15 protein-coding genes are annotated in these 17,469 nt (G+C 63.1%); 11 read left to right on the forward strand and 4 right to left on the reverse strand.

Features of this window, described 5'->3' with window-relative positions; genetic code table 11:
* The first annotated feature begins 62 nt into the window (after window positions 1-62).
* The 7 genes from LB535_RS01620 (at window position 63) to LB535_RS01650 (ending at window position 10,172) form a co-directional block, all read left to right on the forward strand.
* Entirely contained in the window at window positions 63-674 is a 612-nt protein-coding gene (locus tag LB535_RS01620; RefSeq protein ID WP_095766475.1) for a thymidine kinase, read from the forward strand.
* 430 nt (window positions 675-1,104) lie between these two features.
* Entirely contained in the window at window positions 1,105-2,193 is a 1,089-nt protein-coding gene (locus LB535_RS01625; protein WP_224524557.1) for a hypothetical protein, read from the forward strand.
* Between the two features lie 34 nt (window positions 2,194-2,227).
* The gene (locus LB535_RS01630; RefSeq protein WP_224630931.1) at window positions 2,228-3,373 is read left to right on the forward strand and encodes a hypothetical protein; all 1,146 of its coding nucleotides are present in this window, start codon (window positions 2,228-2,230) and stop codon (window positions 3,371-3,373) included.
* A 23-nt stretch (window positions 3,374-3,396) separates the two neighbouring features.
* Window positions 3,397-5,307 (forward strand): AAA family ATPase, encoded by a 1,911-nt coding sequence (locus LB535_RS01635; protein ID WP_224630932.1) that lies wholly within the window; start codon window positions 3,397-3,399, stop codon window positions 5,305-5,307.
* A gap of 225 nt (window positions 5,308-5,532) precedes the next feature.
* Window positions 5,533-6,837, forward strand: a complete 1,305-nt coding sequence (locus LB535_RS01640; RefSeq protein ID WP_224630933.1) for a DUF6638 family protein — start codon at window positions 5,533-5,535, stop codon at window positions 6,835-6,837.
* A 217-nt stretch (window positions 6,838-7,054) separates the two neighbouring features.
* Complete coding sequence (locus tag LB535_RS01645; protein ID WP_095766470.1) at window positions 7,055-8,179, forward strand: DUF2333 family protein; 1,125 nt, start codon at window positions 7,055-7,057, stop codon at window positions 8,177-8,179.
* Between the two features lie 313 nt (window positions 8,180-8,492).
* Window positions 8,493-10,172, forward strand: coding sequence for a formate--tetrahydrofolate ligase (locus LB535_RS01650; RefSeq protein ID WP_140838762.1), 1,680 nt, complete (start codon window positions 8,493-8,495; stop codon window positions 10,170-10,172).
* A gap of 65 nt (window positions 10,173-10,237) precedes the next feature.
* On the opposite strand, the gene LB535_RS01655 is transcribed toward LB535_RS01650, so the two are convergent.
* The 3 genes from LB535_RS01655 to LB535_RS01665 form a co-directional block, all read right to left on the reverse strand.
* On the reverse strand, window positions 10,238-11,542 hold the full coding sequence (locus LB535_RS01655; protein WP_224524538.1) for a hypothetical protein: 1,305 nt from the start codon (window positions 11,540-11,542) through the stop codon (window positions 10,238-10,240).
* Between the two features lie 15 nt (window positions 11,543-11,557).
* Window positions 11,558-11,773, reverse strand: a complete 216-nt coding sequence (locus tag LB535_RS01660; RefSeq protein ID WP_140838766.1) for a hypothetical protein — start codon at window positions 11,771-11,773, stop codon at window positions 11,558-11,560.
* A 157-nt stretch (window positions 11,774-11,930) separates the two neighbouring features.
* Window positions 11,931-12,572, reverse strand: a complete 642-nt coding sequence (locus tag LB535_RS01665; protein WP_224524535.1) for a cysteine hydrolase family protein — start codon at window positions 12,570-12,572, stop codon at window positions 11,931-11,933.
* Window positions 12,573-12,699: 127 nt separating this feature from the next.
* Here LB535_RS01665 and LB535_RS01670 point away from each other — a divergent pair, with 127 nt between their 5' ends.
* Window positions 12,700-13,686 carry a helix-turn-helix domain-containing protein gene (locus LB535_RS01670; RefSeq protein WP_224630934.1) on the forward strand — a complete coding sequence of 329 codons (987 nt, stop codon included), beginning with the start codon at window positions 12,700-12,702 and terminating at the stop codon, window positions 13,684-13,686.
* Here LB535_RS01670 and LB535_RS01675 read toward each other — a convergent pair.
* Complete coding sequence (locus tag LB535_RS01675; RefSeq protein WP_224630935.1) at window positions 13,673-14,230, reverse strand: sugar O-acetyltransferase; 558 nt, start codon at window positions 14,228-14,230, stop codon at window positions 13,673-13,675. The two genes, LB535_RS01670 and LB535_RS01675, sit on opposite strands and share 14 nt — an antisense overlap.
* Window positions 14,231-14,364: 134 nt before the next feature.
* On the opposite strand from LB535_RS01675, the gene LB535_RS01680 reads away from it, so the two are divergent.
* From LB535_RS01680 to LB535_RS01690, 3 genes are all read left to right on the forward strand, one after another.
* Window positions 14,365-14,826: a DUF4126 domain-containing protein gene (locus LB535_RS01680; RefSeq protein ID WP_224630936.1), complete on the forward strand. Its 462-nt coding sequence runs from the start codon at window positions 14,365-14,367 to the stop codon at window positions 14,824-14,826.
* Window positions 14,823-16,199: an FAD-containing oxidoreductase gene (locus tag LB535_RS01685; protein WP_224630937.1), complete on the forward strand. Its 1,377-nt coding sequence runs from the start codon at window positions 14,823-14,825 to the stop codon at window positions 16,197-16,199. The genes LB535_RS01680 and LB535_RS01685 overlap by 4 nt, the downstream gene beginning before the upstream one ends.
* Window positions 16,200-16,340: 141 nt before the next feature.
* Complete coding sequence (locus LB535_RS01690; RefSeq protein ID WP_224630938.1) at window positions 16,341-17,396, forward strand: succinylglutamate desuccinylase/aspartoacylase family protein; 1,056 nt, start codon at window positions 16,341-16,343, stop codon at window positions 17,394-17,396.
* Window positions 17,397-17,469: the final 73 nt, after the last annotated feature.

The raw sequence follows: 17,469 nt of genomic DNA on the forward strand, positions 1-17,469 counted from the left end.
GGTGTGTCGAGATTCAGGTCGGGCCGGCCTCGCCTGAATCCCGACACACCCAAAAGAGCGACATGGCCAAGCTTTACTTCCACTACGCCACGATGAACGCCGGCAAGACGACGATGCTCTTGCAGGCGTCCTACAATTATCGCGAACGCGGCATGTCGACGATGCTGTTCGTCGCCGGCCACTATCGTAAGGGCGACACCGGGCTGATCTCGTCGCGCATCGGTCTCGAATCCGAGGCAGAGATTTTCCGCGACGGCGACGACCTCTATGCCACGGTCGCCGAGCACCATCGGCATGGCCCTGTGCATTGCATCTTCGTCGACGAGGCGCAGTTCCTCGAGGAAGAGCAGGTCTGGCAGCTCGCCCGCATCGCCGACCGTCTAGGCATTCCGGTCATGTGCTACGGCCTGCGCACCGACTTCCAGGGTAATCTGTTCTCCGGCTCGCGCGCTCTGCTCGCCATCGCCGACGACCTGCGCGAGGTCCGCACCATCTGCCGTTGCGGCCGTAAGGCGACGATGGTGGTGCGCCTGGGGCCCGACGGCAAGGTGGCGAAGCAGGGCGAGCAGGTGGCGATCGGCAAGGACGTCTATGTCTCGCTCTGCCGAAGGCATTGGGAAGAGGAGATGGGCCGGGCCGCGCCCGACGACTTCATCGGCTTTGTCAACCGCTGAGCCGAAAGCCTGCATAGAGCAATTCCAGGAAAACTGCGTAGCGGTTTTCCGTCCGAAATTGTGTAAAAACAAAGACTTAGAGCGGTTCGGCGATTCCGTGAAACGCTGAACCGCTCTAGAGCTGGATGTCGTCCGAAAACCGCTTCAAACCCTGACCGGCGCCGGTGAAACCGGCATCGCCGCCGCAAGATATTTGCCGGCGCTGTTTCATGGCCGTTCGCAAAAACAAGACCTTAGGGCATGTCAGCAAAAGCTGTTCGATGATGGTGCGCGTTACTAGGCGCCATGCGCACGCTAGCCTTGCCTTTCAAGGACCTAACCAATTCTTTTGTTTTGACGCTTCCCTTTGTCTTCCTTCTTTCAATCCCTTGAAGCCCCACATATATTCGCCGCCACGACACGGAAACGGATGCCGAAGCGGGAGGCCCCAATGGCGACATTGCAGAATTTCGATGCCGAAATTGCCAAGACCAAGCAGGTCGTGCAGGACATGCGCAGCAAAATCGAGCAGTCCGGCACCGTGCTCGATACGCTTGCTCAGGCCGACAAGAAGATCGGCGACGCCAATTTCGACATCGAGAACGCCCGCATCGAGGACGTGCTCAAGCAGCAGAAAGTCATGGAAGGCAATATTGCCGACCTGATCATCGGGCTCGAGGACGCAACCAATGTCTTCGGCGCCGAGTTCGAAAGCATGAAGAACTACACCGGCTGGGAAAATTTCGTCGGTGTCTTTTCGGCGCAGCGCAAGCAGCGCATGCGCACCGACCGCGTCCGCAACATGTCGCTTGCCGGCAATCTGCAGGAGCTGCTGGCCAAGTCGGACACCATCGTCGGCATCCTGAAGGCGCAGAAGCAGGTCCTCGACCAGCGCTACAAGACCTCCGAGGCCAGCCTTTCGCAGGTTATCGAACGCCGCAAGATGACGATGACCAACCTTGAAGCGGTGCAGAAGCGCATCGAGGAATTGAACCCGATGCTGCTCGACATCGAAAACAAGATCGCCGCCTCCACGACCCAGAAGGAGCGCACCGAGCTTGAGGGCGAGCGCTCCAAAATGGCGACCGAATACAATGAAAAGCAGGCCAAGGAGCAGGAGCTGCTGGCCGAAAGCCAGACGCTGGAGCGCTACACCTCGATGTTCCAGACCTTCGTCGATTCACTCAACAACCAGATTGCCGCGCAGTCGACGCTGATCAACAAGCTGACCATCGACACCGAGCAGCGCATCGTCCTCTACAAGGCGCTGGAAGACTCGCTCAAGACCGCCGCCCAGCAGGACGTCGCCCACAAGATCAACACGCTGGGCAGCCAGGTCGACAACACGGCCGAGGAGACGATGGCCGGCATCGGCGCCGCCTCGCAGAAGCATATCGGCGACCTGCTCGAGATGCATGAGAAGAACATGGTGGCTTCAGCCGACATCCAGCGCCGCAAGAAGCTTGCCGACGATGCTTTCGCCCGCCGCTTCGACGATGTGATGAAGAAGCACAACGCCGCCAACTATGTGCAGCAATAGGCGGCGCCGCTGATTTCATTTCCACGGCAGCCACATGACACCTGAGAACGACGCCGCGGCACGCTATTTCTCCGCCATCACGGCGGCGCTGAGCGGGCTGGAAGTGTTCATGCGCGACGACCGCTCGCCGCTCTACCGGCACGGCATCGTCGCCAGGATCGTCGCGGAGTATATCGCGCGGCTGGACAAGTCCTTTGCCTGCTGGCGCAACCGGCTGGGCTTCATGGACACCTTCCGCATCTCGCGCGCCGAAAGCGGCTATCCGGTCTTCCAGAACCTGCTGGAGCTGGAAAACGACCGCCAGCAGGCCGATGCCCGCCTGGCCAACATCCCGCAGGCCGGCGAGCTGCGCGAGGAGATGGCCGACTTCATCCTGCGCCATAAGGAATTTCCCGAGGCGCTACAGAAGTCGATGGCCGAGCGGCTCTATCTGGAGGACGTCAAGAGCGAGGCGACCTTCGGCCCGTTCACGCTTGCGCAGACGGCCAAGGTCTCGGTCAACCCGAAAACCATGCGGCCCTATTACCTCGTCCACTGGGCCGCGTTCGACGGCAGCGCCAACCTGCCGCTGGTCTACATGGTGACGGTGGAGGACTCCTCCGAAAGCATGGTGCGCCAGCTGGTCGACGTGAACGGCAAGCTCAACGAGCGGGTCGATATCCCGCTCCCCGTCGACGGCTTGCTCAACCCGGAGCTTGCGCACCGCTTCGACGATTTCACCGAGAAGAACTCGGCCTATACGCTGTCTCCGGCGACGATCGCCGTCAATCTCGACAAGGATTTCGAGCCGCTGCATCCCAAGCAGCTGAGGCGCGTGGTGCTGGGACCCTTCTACTCGGCCGGCATCACCCAGAACAATTCGACGGTGGCCGAGGTGCTGGCCAAGGTGCGCAAGCCGCAGAACGCCTGGCTGCTCACCTGGACCATCCAGGAAGTCTTCTCCAAGAGCGAAAAGCCCGGCCGCAGGGGCCTGTTCTCCAGCGAGAAGACGACGCAGGAATTCTTCATCAACACCGACGATCTCGAAGCGGCGCGCCAGGGCGTGTCGAGCTACGAGAACCACGCGCTGATCCCGCACGAGGCCTATCAGGCACTCTACGCCGCCGGCGAGGCGCAGAAGATCTTTTCCGGTTACAAGGTCCACATCCTGTCCAACGGACAGGTGATCAGCGACGTCTGACCGTCAATCGCGGAGCATCCTTCATGGACACCGGCCTGACCACGATCTCGGAAGCCGCAATCGAAAAGCACCGCGCGACCGCGCAGAGCTTCATCACCCGCATCGTCGTGCTGGAGGACCCTTCGCGCGAATCCGGCACGGCGCTTGCCGGCACCAACCGCCGCTTCGTCTCGACCGTGTCGGTCGGCTCGGTGCGCCGCACGCGCGAGGTCGAGCTCACGAAAACAGTAGCGGCCATTCATCCCGACGACCAGTTGATGAGCATCCCGCAGCACACGCTGCTCTACCGCGCCCGCCGCGGCCTGGCGATCGCGCTCGCCATATCCGACGTCTTCGCCGAAGGCTCCGACCTCGAAAGCCTGCAGGCGAGGAATGCGCGTGCGCCGCTGGAAGGCGATGAGGCAGCCACCTTCAAGAAGCTTCTGTCGGCCTCGGCTTACGTTTCCGCCTTCAGTTTCGCTTCGTATCTCTTCCAGCTGATCGACAGCGATGGCGAGGCGCCGAACGACATCCCCGAGCCCGACTTCCTGTTCGACACGCCGCAGGACGCGGTCAAGTCGATCATCGCCGGTCTCGACAAGGCAATAGCCGGCTCGAAGGACGACGCCGACCTGACGACGCGCGCTCGCGCCTTCGCCCGCGTCGCCATCGACGGGTTGCTTGCGCGCAAAGGTCGCTTCGACGGCATTGGCCCGTTCGAAAATGCGCATATCCGTATCGACGTCGACGATTTCACCCTCGATGGTTTCGACGTCGCGCCCGGCAAGCGCACCAAGCCGCTGGTGATGACCTTCAAGAAACCGGAAGAGGTCATCGGCAACCACATCGCCAAATTCCAGTCGGTCAGGCTGGCCAAGATGCTGATGGCCTACGACTTCGAGCGCGAACTGAACCCCTTCGTCGAGCTCGGCGGGTTCCTGTTCACCTTCATCGGCGACGGGGCGCCGGGCACCGGCAAGACGACGCTGATCCAGATGATCGCCGGCCTCGTCAACAGCTACTGCCAGGTCGCCGGCTATCCCTTCGCCTATGAGAATTTCGGGGTCGACCAGATCTCGTCCTACCAGGGCAAGTCGGGCCAGAACTGCCGACAGTTCATCAACAACGTGCTCAATCCGCGCGTCATCGGCTTCGGCACCATCGACGACATCGACCAGGTGGCGGCGCGCCGTTCCGACGACCGTGCTTCCGCCGGTCAGCAGGAGATCACCGGCGTCCTGATGGACGCCTTCGCCGGCGCCTCGACGGTGGTGCGCGGCAATTGCTCCTTCGGCATGTTCTCCAACTATCCGGAAAATGTCGACGACGCGCTGCGCCAGCGCGCCGGCGCGCGCTGGCTGGTCGACGGCCCGCAGACGCGCGACGACTATATCGACATCTTCGTGCTGCTTGCCGGCAAGAACCACGAGATCCCGCTTGGCAAGCACGAGCTCTATGCCGCGCAGGAAATCCAGCGCGCCGTGGCCGAAGCTTATGAAGAGCACGAAAAGCCGCAGGAAGACGGGCTGATGAAGGTCTATGAGCGCTACATGAAGGAAAACGGCGCGCCGAAGACCATGGCCGATGTCGGCACCTATCTGCACATGATCAAGGACGCCGAGCCGCGCTTCACCGGCCGCGCCATCAAGAACGTCACCGACGCGATAAAAATGCGCGCCATGGACATCGAGCTGCCGGACGACTGGTTCGAGAAGCCGGAAGCCTTCATGCACAAGAGCTACGACGACAAGAAGGCGATGATCGAGGAACTGCGCGGACCGTTCTCGATGGACATGGTCATGCAGGAGATCAACCGCTACGCCGATTCCGAGTTCCGCTATTCCGATAAATCCGACGACGCCGCCGTGGAGAAGCTCCTGCGCGACGCCAGGCTGCGCGAGCGCGCAGCGCGCGAGATGGAGGAGTTGAAGAAGAAGGGGCTGTGGAATGCGTGAGCTGCGCCGACCTCGCCTTCTCCCCTTGTGGGAGAAGGTGTCGCCGAAGGCGACGGATGAGGGGTGCTCCAGGGAACGCCAGCGTCTCACTCCGCTGGAACACCCCTCATCCGTCTCGGCGCTATCGCGCCGATCCACCTTCTCCCACAAGGGGAGAAGGGAAGAGTGCGCTGCCCCTCATCCGCCCATCGGGCACCTTCTCCCCGTGAACGGGGAGAAGGACAGATGAAAGCCGCCAAGAAACCCGACCTTCTGCGCGACAACGAGCTGATCTACGGCAGGCTGCTCGCCATCGACGAGCCGCATCTCATCCAGCGCTACAACAAGGCGCTTGCCGCTTTCGGCCTCGAGCCCACCAAGCTTGCGAGCTTCCAGATCGACCGCACCGGCTTCTCACCCGAAATCGCCGAGGAATGCGGCGACTACAACTATCTCGATCCCAATGAGGTCAACCGCCGCTTCATCATCCTGACGCCGTCGCAGATCGACCTGCCGGTGGTCCACACCGCCTTCTCCAACACCTCGCAGCTGATGTTCGAGTTCATGTCGAAGAACCAGCGCGCCATCGACGCGCTGACCATCAAGGACGTCATCTACGGCGAGATCGAGGACTCGGTCCCGAAGGTCAACGACATCGAGGACCTGCTGTCGATCAATCAGGTCGAGTTCAAGGTGTTGTCGGCCGAGGATGTGCTCGGCAAGGCGGCCGAGCTCGGCAAGCTCGTCGACCGGCTGAGGCAGGAGCCTGACGCCTGGCGCGACGACGTCATGCTTGAGCGCATGGTCGAGCTTGCCAAGGTCTGCGGCGACATCCGCGAGAACGCGCTGGTGCCGGACCAGGTGATCTTCCGCCACAACGCCTACTGGACCAGCCATTTCGGCGGGCTCTATGTCTTCGTCGACCCCGACATGACGACGGTGATCAGCGATCCGGCCGCTCCCGGGTTCCGCCGCTCGCGCCCCTGGCAGGTGAGCTATCTGTCGATCAATGACGCCGACAAGGTGTTCGGCTTCCTGGCCGCCACCGGCCGTCTCGATCTGCCTCGCGCCTCCTGGATCGAGACTTCCGGTTATCTCGAACACCGCGCCGAAATGGTCGTGCGAGCGCTGATCCGCGACGCCGAGCCCAACCGCAATCTGACCGATGTCGACAAGATCTGGCTGCAGACCTGGATCCTTGGCCACGCCGACCTGATCGCCAGCGACGGCAATTTCCCCTTCCTCAACGCCGCCAAGCGCGAGATCGCCCAGCTCGGCCATCTCAAGATCGAGGATGTGTCGCCGCGCCAGCGTTTCCTGGTCGTGCGCGCCAAGCCCGATCATCCCGATGCCTGGCTGACCAACCAGCTGATCTCGGATTTCGTGCCGCAGGACTTCGTGTCGCGCTACGTCTTCAACAAGCCCGGCTTCTACAAGGATTATGACGGCTTCAGCGACGCCTGGCGAAGCCATGTTGTGGACGTTCTGAAAACCACATATTTGAAGGACAAGGGGGCGTTCCGCGCGCGCCTTTACGGTTTGACTGACTAGAGCATGATTCCGAAAAGTGGGAACCGGTTTTCGGGGGAAATCATGCTCCAACAAAGAGTTAGATCAGGATGACGTTTCAACGAAACGTTATTCTGATCTAGAGCAATTCCAGGAAAAGTGTGGGCGGTTTTCCGCCCGGAATTGCGGCAAAACAAAGGGTTAGGGCAGATCGCCGTTTCCCTTGAAACGGTGAAATGCTCTGAGGGGTACCACAGCCATGCTCGACCCGATCGTGAACTTCTTCACCCGGATTTTTCAATGGATCGGCCGCGGCATCGGCTTCGTTATCGGCCTCATTCTGTGGCCGTTCATGTGGGTTGGCCGCTGGTACGGCCAGCGCGGCTGGATTCTGAAGGCGGTGGTCGGCCTTGCCGTTCTGGTATTGATCGGCCTCTATGCCAATTTCTTCTACGCCACGCAGTGGTGGAACAATTTCAACCCGAACTATCCCGACACCTACACGTTCGAGAAGCGGAACGTGTCGGCGGGCGAGCAGGTTTCAGCCGGCAGCGGCACCGATACGGCCAAGACATGCGGCAACTCGGCGATCGCCCAGGTTGCCGCCGATTTGACGGACTTCAACGTCAACCAGAATGCCTGGATCTCCTCGATGATCCTCTACAAGCTCGGCTTGTTCGGCATCGATTGGGACCACACGCCCTGGATGGACAACAAGGCCTCCTTCCAGCGCGGCATCAACCAGGCGGTGCGGCGCACCGCGACCGAGCTTGCCGACAATCTCGGCCGCGTGCGCACGACATCGCAGATCGACGCCGACCTGCAGGATGCGCGCGGCAATCTGCAGTTCGATGAATACACCTGGTATTTCGGCCTGAACCCGTTCGGCCCCAAGACGCCGACGCCGAGCTATTATCGCGACGCGGTGCGCAAGCTGCGAAACTTCAACGCCCGGCTGGCCACCTGCCAGGCGACGTTCGACGCCCGTGCCGACAATCTGAAGCAATATATCGACCGCATCTCCTCGGACATCGGATCGACCTCGGCCATCCTCAAGGAGCGCGCGGAAAACCACAATGATGGCTGGTTCGATACCCGCGCCGACGACCGCTTCTGGTTCGCCTATGGTCAGCTCTATGCATATTACGGCCTGATGAAGGGCGCCCAGGCCGACTTCGACGACGTGATCAAGGAAAAGCACCTGCAGAGCCTTTGGGACACGATGGATTCGCAATTCGTCTCGGCGCTTCGCATCCAGCCCTTCATCATCGCCAACGGCCGCGAGGACGGCTGGCTCCTACCGACGCATCTGACGACGATGGGCTTCTACATCCTGCGCGTGCGCTCCAACATGGTCGAGATCAGCAACGTGCTCACGCAATAGCGCCTTCGAGGCGACACGGCGATGGTGGATTTGCGCCGTCGCCTCTGTCGCTTTTCGCGTATTCAGCGGCTGTTTTGAGACGGCGGAACGGTCTTGGCTCTGGCTTCTATACGCCGCAAGCGACCGGGGCCGAAGACCCGAACAGGGTCGGACCGGGAACAGCAGTTTTTCTTTGCAGGAAACTTAGTTGCATGGAAGTTGACGCCGCGGCCGCGACAGGGTTAGAACTTGCCCTTGCGCCCGCGCGGCGTTTCGAACATGCACAAATGATCAAAACCGTCCCTTCCACCGCCCAATCCAGAGGAAAGCCGTCATGGCCGAAGTGAAGTCCGACATCGAGATCGCGCGCGCCGCCAAGAAGAAACCGATCCAGGAGATCGGCGCCAAGATCGGCATCCCGAACGAGCATCTCTTACCCTATGGCCACGACAAGGCGAAGGTCTCGGCCGAGTTCATCAAGTCGGTGAAGGACAGGAAGGACGGCAAGCTGATCCTCGTCACCGCCATCAACCCGACGCCGGCCGGCGAAGGCAAGACCACCACCACGGTCGGCCTTGGCGATGGTCTCAATCGCATCGGCAAGAAGGCGATCGTCTGCATCCGCGAGGCCTCGCTCGGACCGAATTTCGGCGTCAAGGGCGGTGCCGCCGGCGGCGGCCTCGCCCAAGTGGTGCCGATGGAGGACATGAACCTCCACTTCACCGGCGACTTCCATGCCATCACCACGGCACACAACTTGCTTTCGGCACTGATCGACAACCACATCTACTGGGGCAACGAGCTCGGCATCGATACTCGCCGCGTCGCCTGGCGCCGCGTCATGGACATGAACGATCGGGCGCTGCGCGAGATCATCTGCTCGCTCGGCGGCGTCGCCAACGGTTATCCGCGCGAAGCCGGCTTCGACATCACCGTGGCTTCCGAAGTCATGGCGATCCTGTGCCTCTCCACCGACCTCAAGGACCTCGAGAAGCGCCTCGGCGACATCATCGTCGCCTATCGCCGCGACAAGTCGCCGGTCTATGCCCGCGACCTCAAGGCCGACGGTGCCATGGCGGTGCTGCTCAAGGACGCCATGCAGCCCAACCTCGTGCAGACGCTGGAGAACAACCCCGCCTTCGTGCATGGCGGCCCGTTCGCCAACATCGCGCATGGCTGCAACTCGGTCGTCGCCACCACGACAGCGCTGAAGCTTGCCGACTATGTCGTTACCGAAGCCGGCTTCGGCGCCGACCTCGGCGCGGAAAAGTTCTTCGACATCAAGTGTCGCAAGGCGGGGCTGAAGCCGTCGGCGGCGGTCATCGTCGCCACGGTGCGCGCCATGAAGATGAATGGCGGCGTCAAGAAGGAAGACCTCGGCAAAGAAAACATCGAGGCGGTCAAGAAAGGCTGCCTGAATCTCGGCCGCCATATCGAGAATGTGAAGCAGTTCGGCGTGCCGGCAGTGGTGGCGATCAACCACTTCACCACCGACACCGAAACCGAGATCCAGGCGATGAAGGACTTCGTCAAGGCGCAGGGCGCCGAGGCCATCCTGTGCAAGCACTGGGCGCAGGGCTCGGCAGGCATCGAGGACCTCGCCAGGAAGGTGGTCGAGATCGCAGAATCCGGCGCCTCACAGTTCTCGCCGCTCTACCCGGACGAGATGCCGCTGTTCGAGAAGGTCAACACCATCGTCAAGCGCATCTATCGCGGCGACGAGGCGATCGCCGACAAGTCGATCCGCGACCAGTTGCATGCCTGGGAGCAGGCCGGCTACGGCAATCTGCCGGTCTGCATGGCCAAGACCCAGTACTCGTTCTCGACCGACCCGAACCTGCGCGGCGCGCCGACCGGCCATACCGTGCCGGTGCGCGAGGTCAGGCTCTCGGCCGGCGCCGGCTTCGTCGTCATCATCTGCGGCGAGGTCATGACCATGCCGGGCCTGCCCAAGGCGCCGTCCTCGGAGAAGATCTTCTTGAACGAGACCGGCCAGATCGAGGGCCTGTTCTAGACGCTGCTCGAACTGAAAGCCCAAGGGCGCCGCCTCACCGCGGCGCCTTTTTTCTTCGCCGGCTTTCACGCCACCGTGGGCGACCCGAACTTCTTGATGCCGGCGACCGACATCGAGACGAACTGGTCGAGGATGGCGAAGAAGATATCGAGGCTGAAGCCGAACAGGAAAGCGAAGGTGAACAGGCTGAAGCCTATGCCGGTCACCTCGCCGCCGAGCTTGGTTCCCGGCGCCATGAACCAGGCTAGGATCATCCCGGCAAGCCCGCCCAGCGCGATGCGATGAATGAGCCGCGACAGCGGCGGATTGGGCAGAAGCGGGTTCAGGATCATGCGCATGTGGAACATGATGCCGCCAAGCGCGCCGTAAAGCGCGGGCAGGATCCACAGCGCATAGGGGCTGAGGACTTCGCTCAGCGTCTTGGCCTGCAGTGTCAGCGTCGAAATCGAATTCGGCGTGATGGTAATGACGCCTTCGCACTGCAGATCGCGTGTCGCCGCGTCGAAATCCGCGCTCACGTCTTCGACCATGCCGGTAGAACTGACGACTTGCATGCCGCCTTGAGTGTTGCCGTTGTTCCTGCAATCGAAATCCGACTGCTTGAGCGGCTGGCTGCTCCCGGCCCCGCTCTGCTGTTGCGCCAGCGCGATTTCCTGGCCGCAGAACTGGTCAATCGCCATCTGCCTGGGGTTCGAGAAATCAAGCAGCGCGCCCGCTTTGGCCGAGGAAGCCGAAAACTTGCAATAGGCCCATTGCATGCCCCAGAGCGGAAACGGCGCCTCCTGCGTCATGAACCCCTGCGCCCGCACCAGCAACGAGGAAAAACGCTGGTCAAGCGAATGCAGGCTGTCGACGGAATTGTAATAGGCGTCCTTCAGAAGCGTCAGATCGGTCGCCGACGCCTGCTGGGCGGCGGCCGAGCTCAATTGCTTCTTGGTCGCCCAGACCTGCCTGATCGACTGCCCGAACCGAGCGCTGAAATCGTTGTTGTCGATCTCCTGCAGTTCCGCGTTGATCGAGACGCCCCTGTTGTAGACATAGGTCAGCTTGCCGATGACGATCATCATCGTCACCGACAGGGCGATGAGGAAATAGGTCGCGAGAGCGGTCCGGCGCGACATGTCGCCCGGCGACCAGCCGGTGCGCAGCGCAGCCAGGGTTGAAAACGGCACGGTGCTGGAGCAGTCGTTGAGCACCGTTTGAAGTTTGACGACCTCGGGCTGGCTTGCGCTCGCGTCACTGAGTTTTTCCGCGTCGCCGATCGCAGCGAAGAGCGCGCTGTCCTTGAACACGCCGTAGCGGCCGTAGCCGGCAACCAGCTTGGCGTCGGCAAGCAACCCGGAGACAAGAGGATCGTGGAATGTCGTCATCGCGCCCCCCGACGACTAGCCCAGATAACCCTGCACGAAGCCATATTGCGACGGGCATCCGCAGGGATAGCCGGCCGGCCCGGGCGGTTGCGCCCAGCACCAGAAGAATTGGGTGAAGCAGATCGTGCCTGGCGCATGCGGCGGCACTTGCGCGAAGGCGGGCCACGGCAGCAGCGCCGCGCCGACAGCGAGGGTCAGGACGACCAAGGTTCGTGCAACGCGCGCCTTCAATCCAGCCCCCCGAGCCATCCGCGCTTATTCACATGCGCGGTGACTTTCTGAAAATACCGGAACGGCGTCCGTGAAATGGCTCACGCTCTTGCTGGATATTTGGCGCGAAGAAAAAGGCGCCGCATCCTGGCGGCGCCCTTGTTTTGAAGGCTTCGGGTTACGCTGCGTTCCGCTGCAGGGCCCGCTGGTTGGACGCATAGATCGTGTCGCGCTCGGGCAGGGCGCCGGTCTTCAGGCAATCGATCCACTCGGCGGTCTTGAGCACCGCAGCGAAGCGCGCCTGCAAGACGACGCTCACCACCCGGTGTATGTCCTCGGCGGACGCGTAGCCGGCGCTGTTGGCATAGGGCACCGAGCCGCTGGCATCCGAAAGGAACTCGACGGCAAAGCCCATATGCACCGCGTGGATGATGGTCGACAGATCGCAGTTGTGGGTCATGTAACCGACGACCGCGATCGTATCGATGGCGTTGGCGCGCAGCCAGGCTTCGAGATCCGTGCCGGTGAAGGCCGAAGGCAGCGTCTTTTCGACATAGTGGTCGCGGGCGCGCCTGGCGATCTCGGCATGCAACTCGCCGCCATGGCTGCCCTTGGCAAAGATCGGCGAGGTCTCGGGCGCCATCTGCTTGACGACGACGATTTTGATGCCGGCCGCCGCGGCGGCATCCATGGCGCGCGCCACATTGGCGACGGTCTCGTTGAAGGGCGGATGCTGGATGGCGAGGTTGCCGCCATTGTAGTCGTTCTGGACATCGACGACGACAAGCGCGCGGCGCGGCTGGGTGGCTGGTGCTGACATGACGGTTTTCCTTTCGACCGGGTTGATGGGCGCAAAGCTAGGCCGATGTTTCGAGTCGAGAAAGTGTCCCAATTGACATCATTCGAAAAAATTGGGACATTCAATTTTCAACGAAACGATGCTTGCCATGAAGAATCCGATCATCGCCGCCGTCGCCTTCGACGGCATCAGTCCTTTCCACCTCTCTGTGCCGTGCCTGGTGTTCGGCACCGATCGAACCAACCTTGGCCTGCCGCGCTTCGACTTCCGCGTCTGTGCGATGGACGAGGGACCCATTCATACCGATGCGGGGCTGAGCATTGTCGTGCCGCATGGGCTTTCCGCGCTCGAGGAGGCCGACATCGTCATCATCCCGAGCTGGAAGGATCTCGAGGATCCCCTGGCCGCGCCGTTCAAGGATGCTCTGCAACGCGCGCATCGGCGTGGCGCTTTGATCGTGGGCTTGTGCCTCGGCACCTTCGCAATTGCCGGCGCCGGATTGCTGGCCGGGCGCAAGGCAACAACCCACTGGGCCTATACCGACCGGCTGCAGGCGCTGCATTCCGACATCGCGATCGATGCGGACGTGCTCTATGTCGACGATGGTGACATCGTCACCTCCGCCGGCGTCGCTGCCGGCCTCGACTGCTGCCTGCACATCGTTCGCGCTCGCTATGGCGCGGAGGCCGCCCTTCGGCTTGCCCGCCACGTCGTGCTCTCGCCGCATCGGCAGGGCGGCCAGGCGCAGTTCATCGAGCGCCCGCTTGCGCCGACGCCGAATGCCGACCGGTTCTCGCGCGCTCTCGACCAGGTGCGGGCGACGCTCGGCGAACCGCACAGCCTCGACAGCGTCGCCGATGCGGCCGGCCTCACCCGCCGCACCTTCACACGCCGCTTCCAGAAGTCGATAGGCACCAGTTTCGGCGATTGGCTTGCCGACCAGCGCGTGGCACTTGCGCAGAGGCTGCTGGAGCAGACGGACAAATCGATGGACATCGTGGCCTTCGAAGCCGGGTTCGGCAGCGCCACCTCGCTGCGCCAGCATTTCGCCGCGCGGCTCAGGACCTCGCCGGTGCGGTACCGGCGTGAATTCTCAAAAACCGCTCAAAACGCCGGTGCGCTCATCGGCGCGTAACGGCCCGTGCCGGGTTGCCGACGACGGTCGCGTTGGCCGGTACGTCGCGGGTCACCACCGCGCCCGCGCCGACGATGGCGCCCTCGCCTATGCTGGCGCCAGCGAGGATCACCGCGCTGCCACCGATCCAGGCATTGTCGCCGATCGTTACGGCTTTTGCGATCTCCAGCCCGGCCAGCCGGCCGGCAGCTTCGCGATGATGCTCGGCGCAGTAGATCTGCACATTGGGCCCCAGCATCGTCCCCTTGCCGATGCGCACCGGCGCGGTATCGAGGATGGTGCAGCCGGCATTGAGGAAGACGCCCTCGCCGAGGAACAGGTTGAAGCCATAGGCGCAGTGGAACGGCGCCTCGATGCGCGCGCCCTCGCCCACGCCGCCAAGCAGCGTCAGTAAGGCGGGAGCGATATCGCCGCGCTGCCTGGGCGGTAGGCTGTTGTGCTCGAACACCGCGTCGCTTGCGAGAACGCGCAACGCCTCCAGCTCATCGTCGATGCAGGTGTACCATTCGCCCGCCGCCATCTTTATGCGTTCGCTTGTCGTCATGGTGGCCCTCCAGGGTTTCGTCTGCTGCCAAAGCATAATCGATCGTCTGTCAAAAGCCCCGTAGCCAAACGCCTGGCTTGTGCTAGCCTGCCGTTGCGAGGCCATGCGAAGGTCTCGGTTTGAGGGGGCCGATCATGCTTTACATTCTCGCCCTGCTGATAGGCGTCATTGCCGGCCTGCGCGCCATGACCGCGCCCGCCGCCGTCGCCTGGGGTTCCTATCTCGGCTGGCTGCCGGTCACGGGCACCTGGGCGAGCTTCATGGGCCACTGGATCACTGTCGGCATCTTCACCATCCTGGCCATCGTCGAGCTGGTCGCCGACCAGCTGCCGTCGACGCCGAGCCGCAAGGTGCCGCCGCAGTTCGGCACCCGCATCGTCGTCGGCGCCTTCTGTGGCGCAGTCATCGGCGCGACCGCCGGCGCCACCATCGGCGGCCTGGTCGCCGGCGCGATCGGCGCGGTGATCGGCACGCTGGGCGGCGCCGAGGTCCGCGGCCGGCTGGCCGCCGCATTCGGCAAGGATCAGCCCGCCGCCTTCATCGAGGATGCGGTGGCCATCATCGGCGGGCTGCTCGTCGTGGCGGCCGTCACATGAGCGCAAAGAGCTTCGACGCCATCGTCATCGGCGCCGGCCAGGCCGGGCCGCCGCTTGTCGGCCGGCTCGAGGCCGCCGGCATGAAGGTCGCGCTGATCGAGCGCAAGTTCATCGGCGGCACCTGCGTCAACACCGGCTGCATGCCGACCAAGGCGATGGTAGCGAGCGCCTATGCCGCGCATCTCGCCCGCCGCGCCGCCGACTACGGTGTCGCTCTCTCAGGCCCCGTCGGCGTGGACTACAAACGCATCAAGGCGCGCAAGGACAAGGTCACCAACGACGCCCGCGGCAACCTCGAAAAATGGATCGCCGAAATGAAGGGCTGCACGCTTTATCGCGACCATGCCCGTTTCGTCACCGCCGACACGGTGCGCGTCGGCGATGAGCTGCTCACCGCGCCAAAAATCTTCCTCAACACCGGCGGCCGCGCCTCGGTGCCCGATCTGCCTGGCGTCAACGACGTGCCCTATCTCACCAATTCCTCGATGATGGATCTCGATGTGCTGCCCAGCCACCTGATCGTCATCGGCGGCAGCTATATCTCGCTCGAATTCGCGCAGATGTTCCGCCGCTTCGGCTCCGAGGTCACGGTAATCGAGAAGGCGCCGCGGCTGACCGGCCGCGAGGACGAGGACACCTCCGCCGCCATCCAATCGATACTCGAAAACGAAGGCATCGCCGTCCATGTCGGCGCGGACGACATCGCCTTTGCCAGGCAAGGCAATGGGATCGCCGTCACCTTCGCCGCCGGCAAGCCGCCGGCGGTCGGCTCGCATGTGCTGCTGGCGCTGGGGCGCAAGCCCAACACCGACGATCTCGGCCTCGACAAGGCCGGCGTCGCGGTCGACCAGCGCGGCTATATCGTCGTCGACGACCAGTTGCGCACCAATGTGCCGGGCATCTGGGCGATGGGCGACTGCAACGGCAAGGGCGCCTTCACCCACACCTCCTACAACGACTTCGAGATCGTCGCCGCCAACCTGCTCGACAACGATCCGCGCAAGGTGAGCGACCGCATCGAAGCCTATGCGCTCTATATCGATCCGCCGCTCGGGCGCTGCGGCATGACGGAAGCCGCCGTGAAGAAATCCGGCCGCCGCGCGCTGGTCGGACAGCGGCCGATGACGCGTGTCGGCCGCGCGGTCGAGAAGGGCGAGACGCAAGGCTTCATGAAGATCCTGGCCGATGCCGACACCGGTGAAATCCTCGGCTGCTCCGTGCTCGGCCCGGGCGGCGATGAGGCGATCCACTGCGTGCTCGACCTCATGTACGCCAAGGCGCCGATCTCGACGCTGGCGCGCGCCATGCACATACACCCCAATGTCTCGGAGCTGCTGCCGACCATCGCCCAGGAGCTGAAGCCGCTGGAGTAGAGCAATTCCGGAAAAGGCGCAGCGGTTAGGCTCGGCGTCTTCGCCGTAGCCGCCCTGCCCCGATAGCCCGGCGAGGCTGGACCACTCGACAGCCCGATCGCAACAATGCATGGCTGAAACCTCCTCACGCGGAGATATCCCATGCAGAAGACGATCGAACGCATCGCCGGCGACAGCGAGGGTGTCGCCTACGAATTTCCGGTCTTGCGCTTCGAGGGCAAGGACAAGGCGGCTCCTTCCGCCTATCTGCAGGCGGCGCTGCATGCCGGCGAGCTGCCGGGCGTCGTCGCCATCGACGCGCTGATGCCGATGCTGGCCAAGGCGGAGGCCGAGGGCCGCATCAAGGGTCCGATCACCATCGTACCCTGGGCCAACCCGATCGGCCGCGCGCAATATCATTTCGGCGAGCACCAGGGCCGCTTCAATCTCGGCACCCGCACCAACTTCAATCGCTCCTTTCCGCTGCTTGCCGCGCCCGACGCCAGGCTTCTGCCGGATGTCAGCCTCGGCGGCGCCGATCGCCGGCTGAAGAACCGGCTCGTCCAGCTCTCGCTCGGCAACGACATCGTGCTTGACCTCCACTGTGACGACGAAGGTCTGGCCTATCTCTACATCCACACCAGCCTGTGGCCGCATATGGCCGATTGCGCGGCGGCCATGGGCGCCGAAGCCGTCCTGCTGTGGAGCGAGGACGATACCGGCACCTTCGAAGGCGCCTCGATCATGCCCTACCAGAACGTGCCGGCGAGCGTCGCGCGCTTCGATCGCCGCGCCGTCACCACGGTCGAATATCGCGGCATGCTCGATGTCGACGCCGCCTTCGCCGCGGCCGATGCCGCGGGACTTTACCGACTGCTTGTGACGCGCGGCGTCGTCCAGGACTCATCCGTGCCGAAATTCGAGAAATTTTCCGGACCGGTCGTACCGCTGGAAAACATCGACATGATGCCTTCGCCCAAGGCCGGCGCGATCCTTTACGATGTCAAACCCGGCGACCGCGTCAAGAAAGGCGAAAGGCTGGCGACGATCGTCCACGCGCCCGGCGAGGCCGGCGGCCGCACGGAAGTGTTTGCCCCTCAGTCGGGCTTCATCCTGACCCGCCGCGCGCGCCGCATCATCCGCGCCGGCGAGGATCTTCTGAAGCTCGCCGGCGACGCCAGGAGCACCGATGCACGCTCCGGCACGCTGGAAGACTGAGGCGTAGCGGCTTTCACCATCGCCGTGAAATCCAGTTGCATGGACCTCCATTCGCCGCTATGGGAGTCGCCAT

This window comes from Mesorhizobium sp. CA10 (genome assembly GCF_020165285.1).
Classification (GTDB): domain Bacteria; phylum Pseudomonadota; class Alphaproteobacteria; order Rhizobiales; family Rhizobiaceae; genus Mesorhizobium.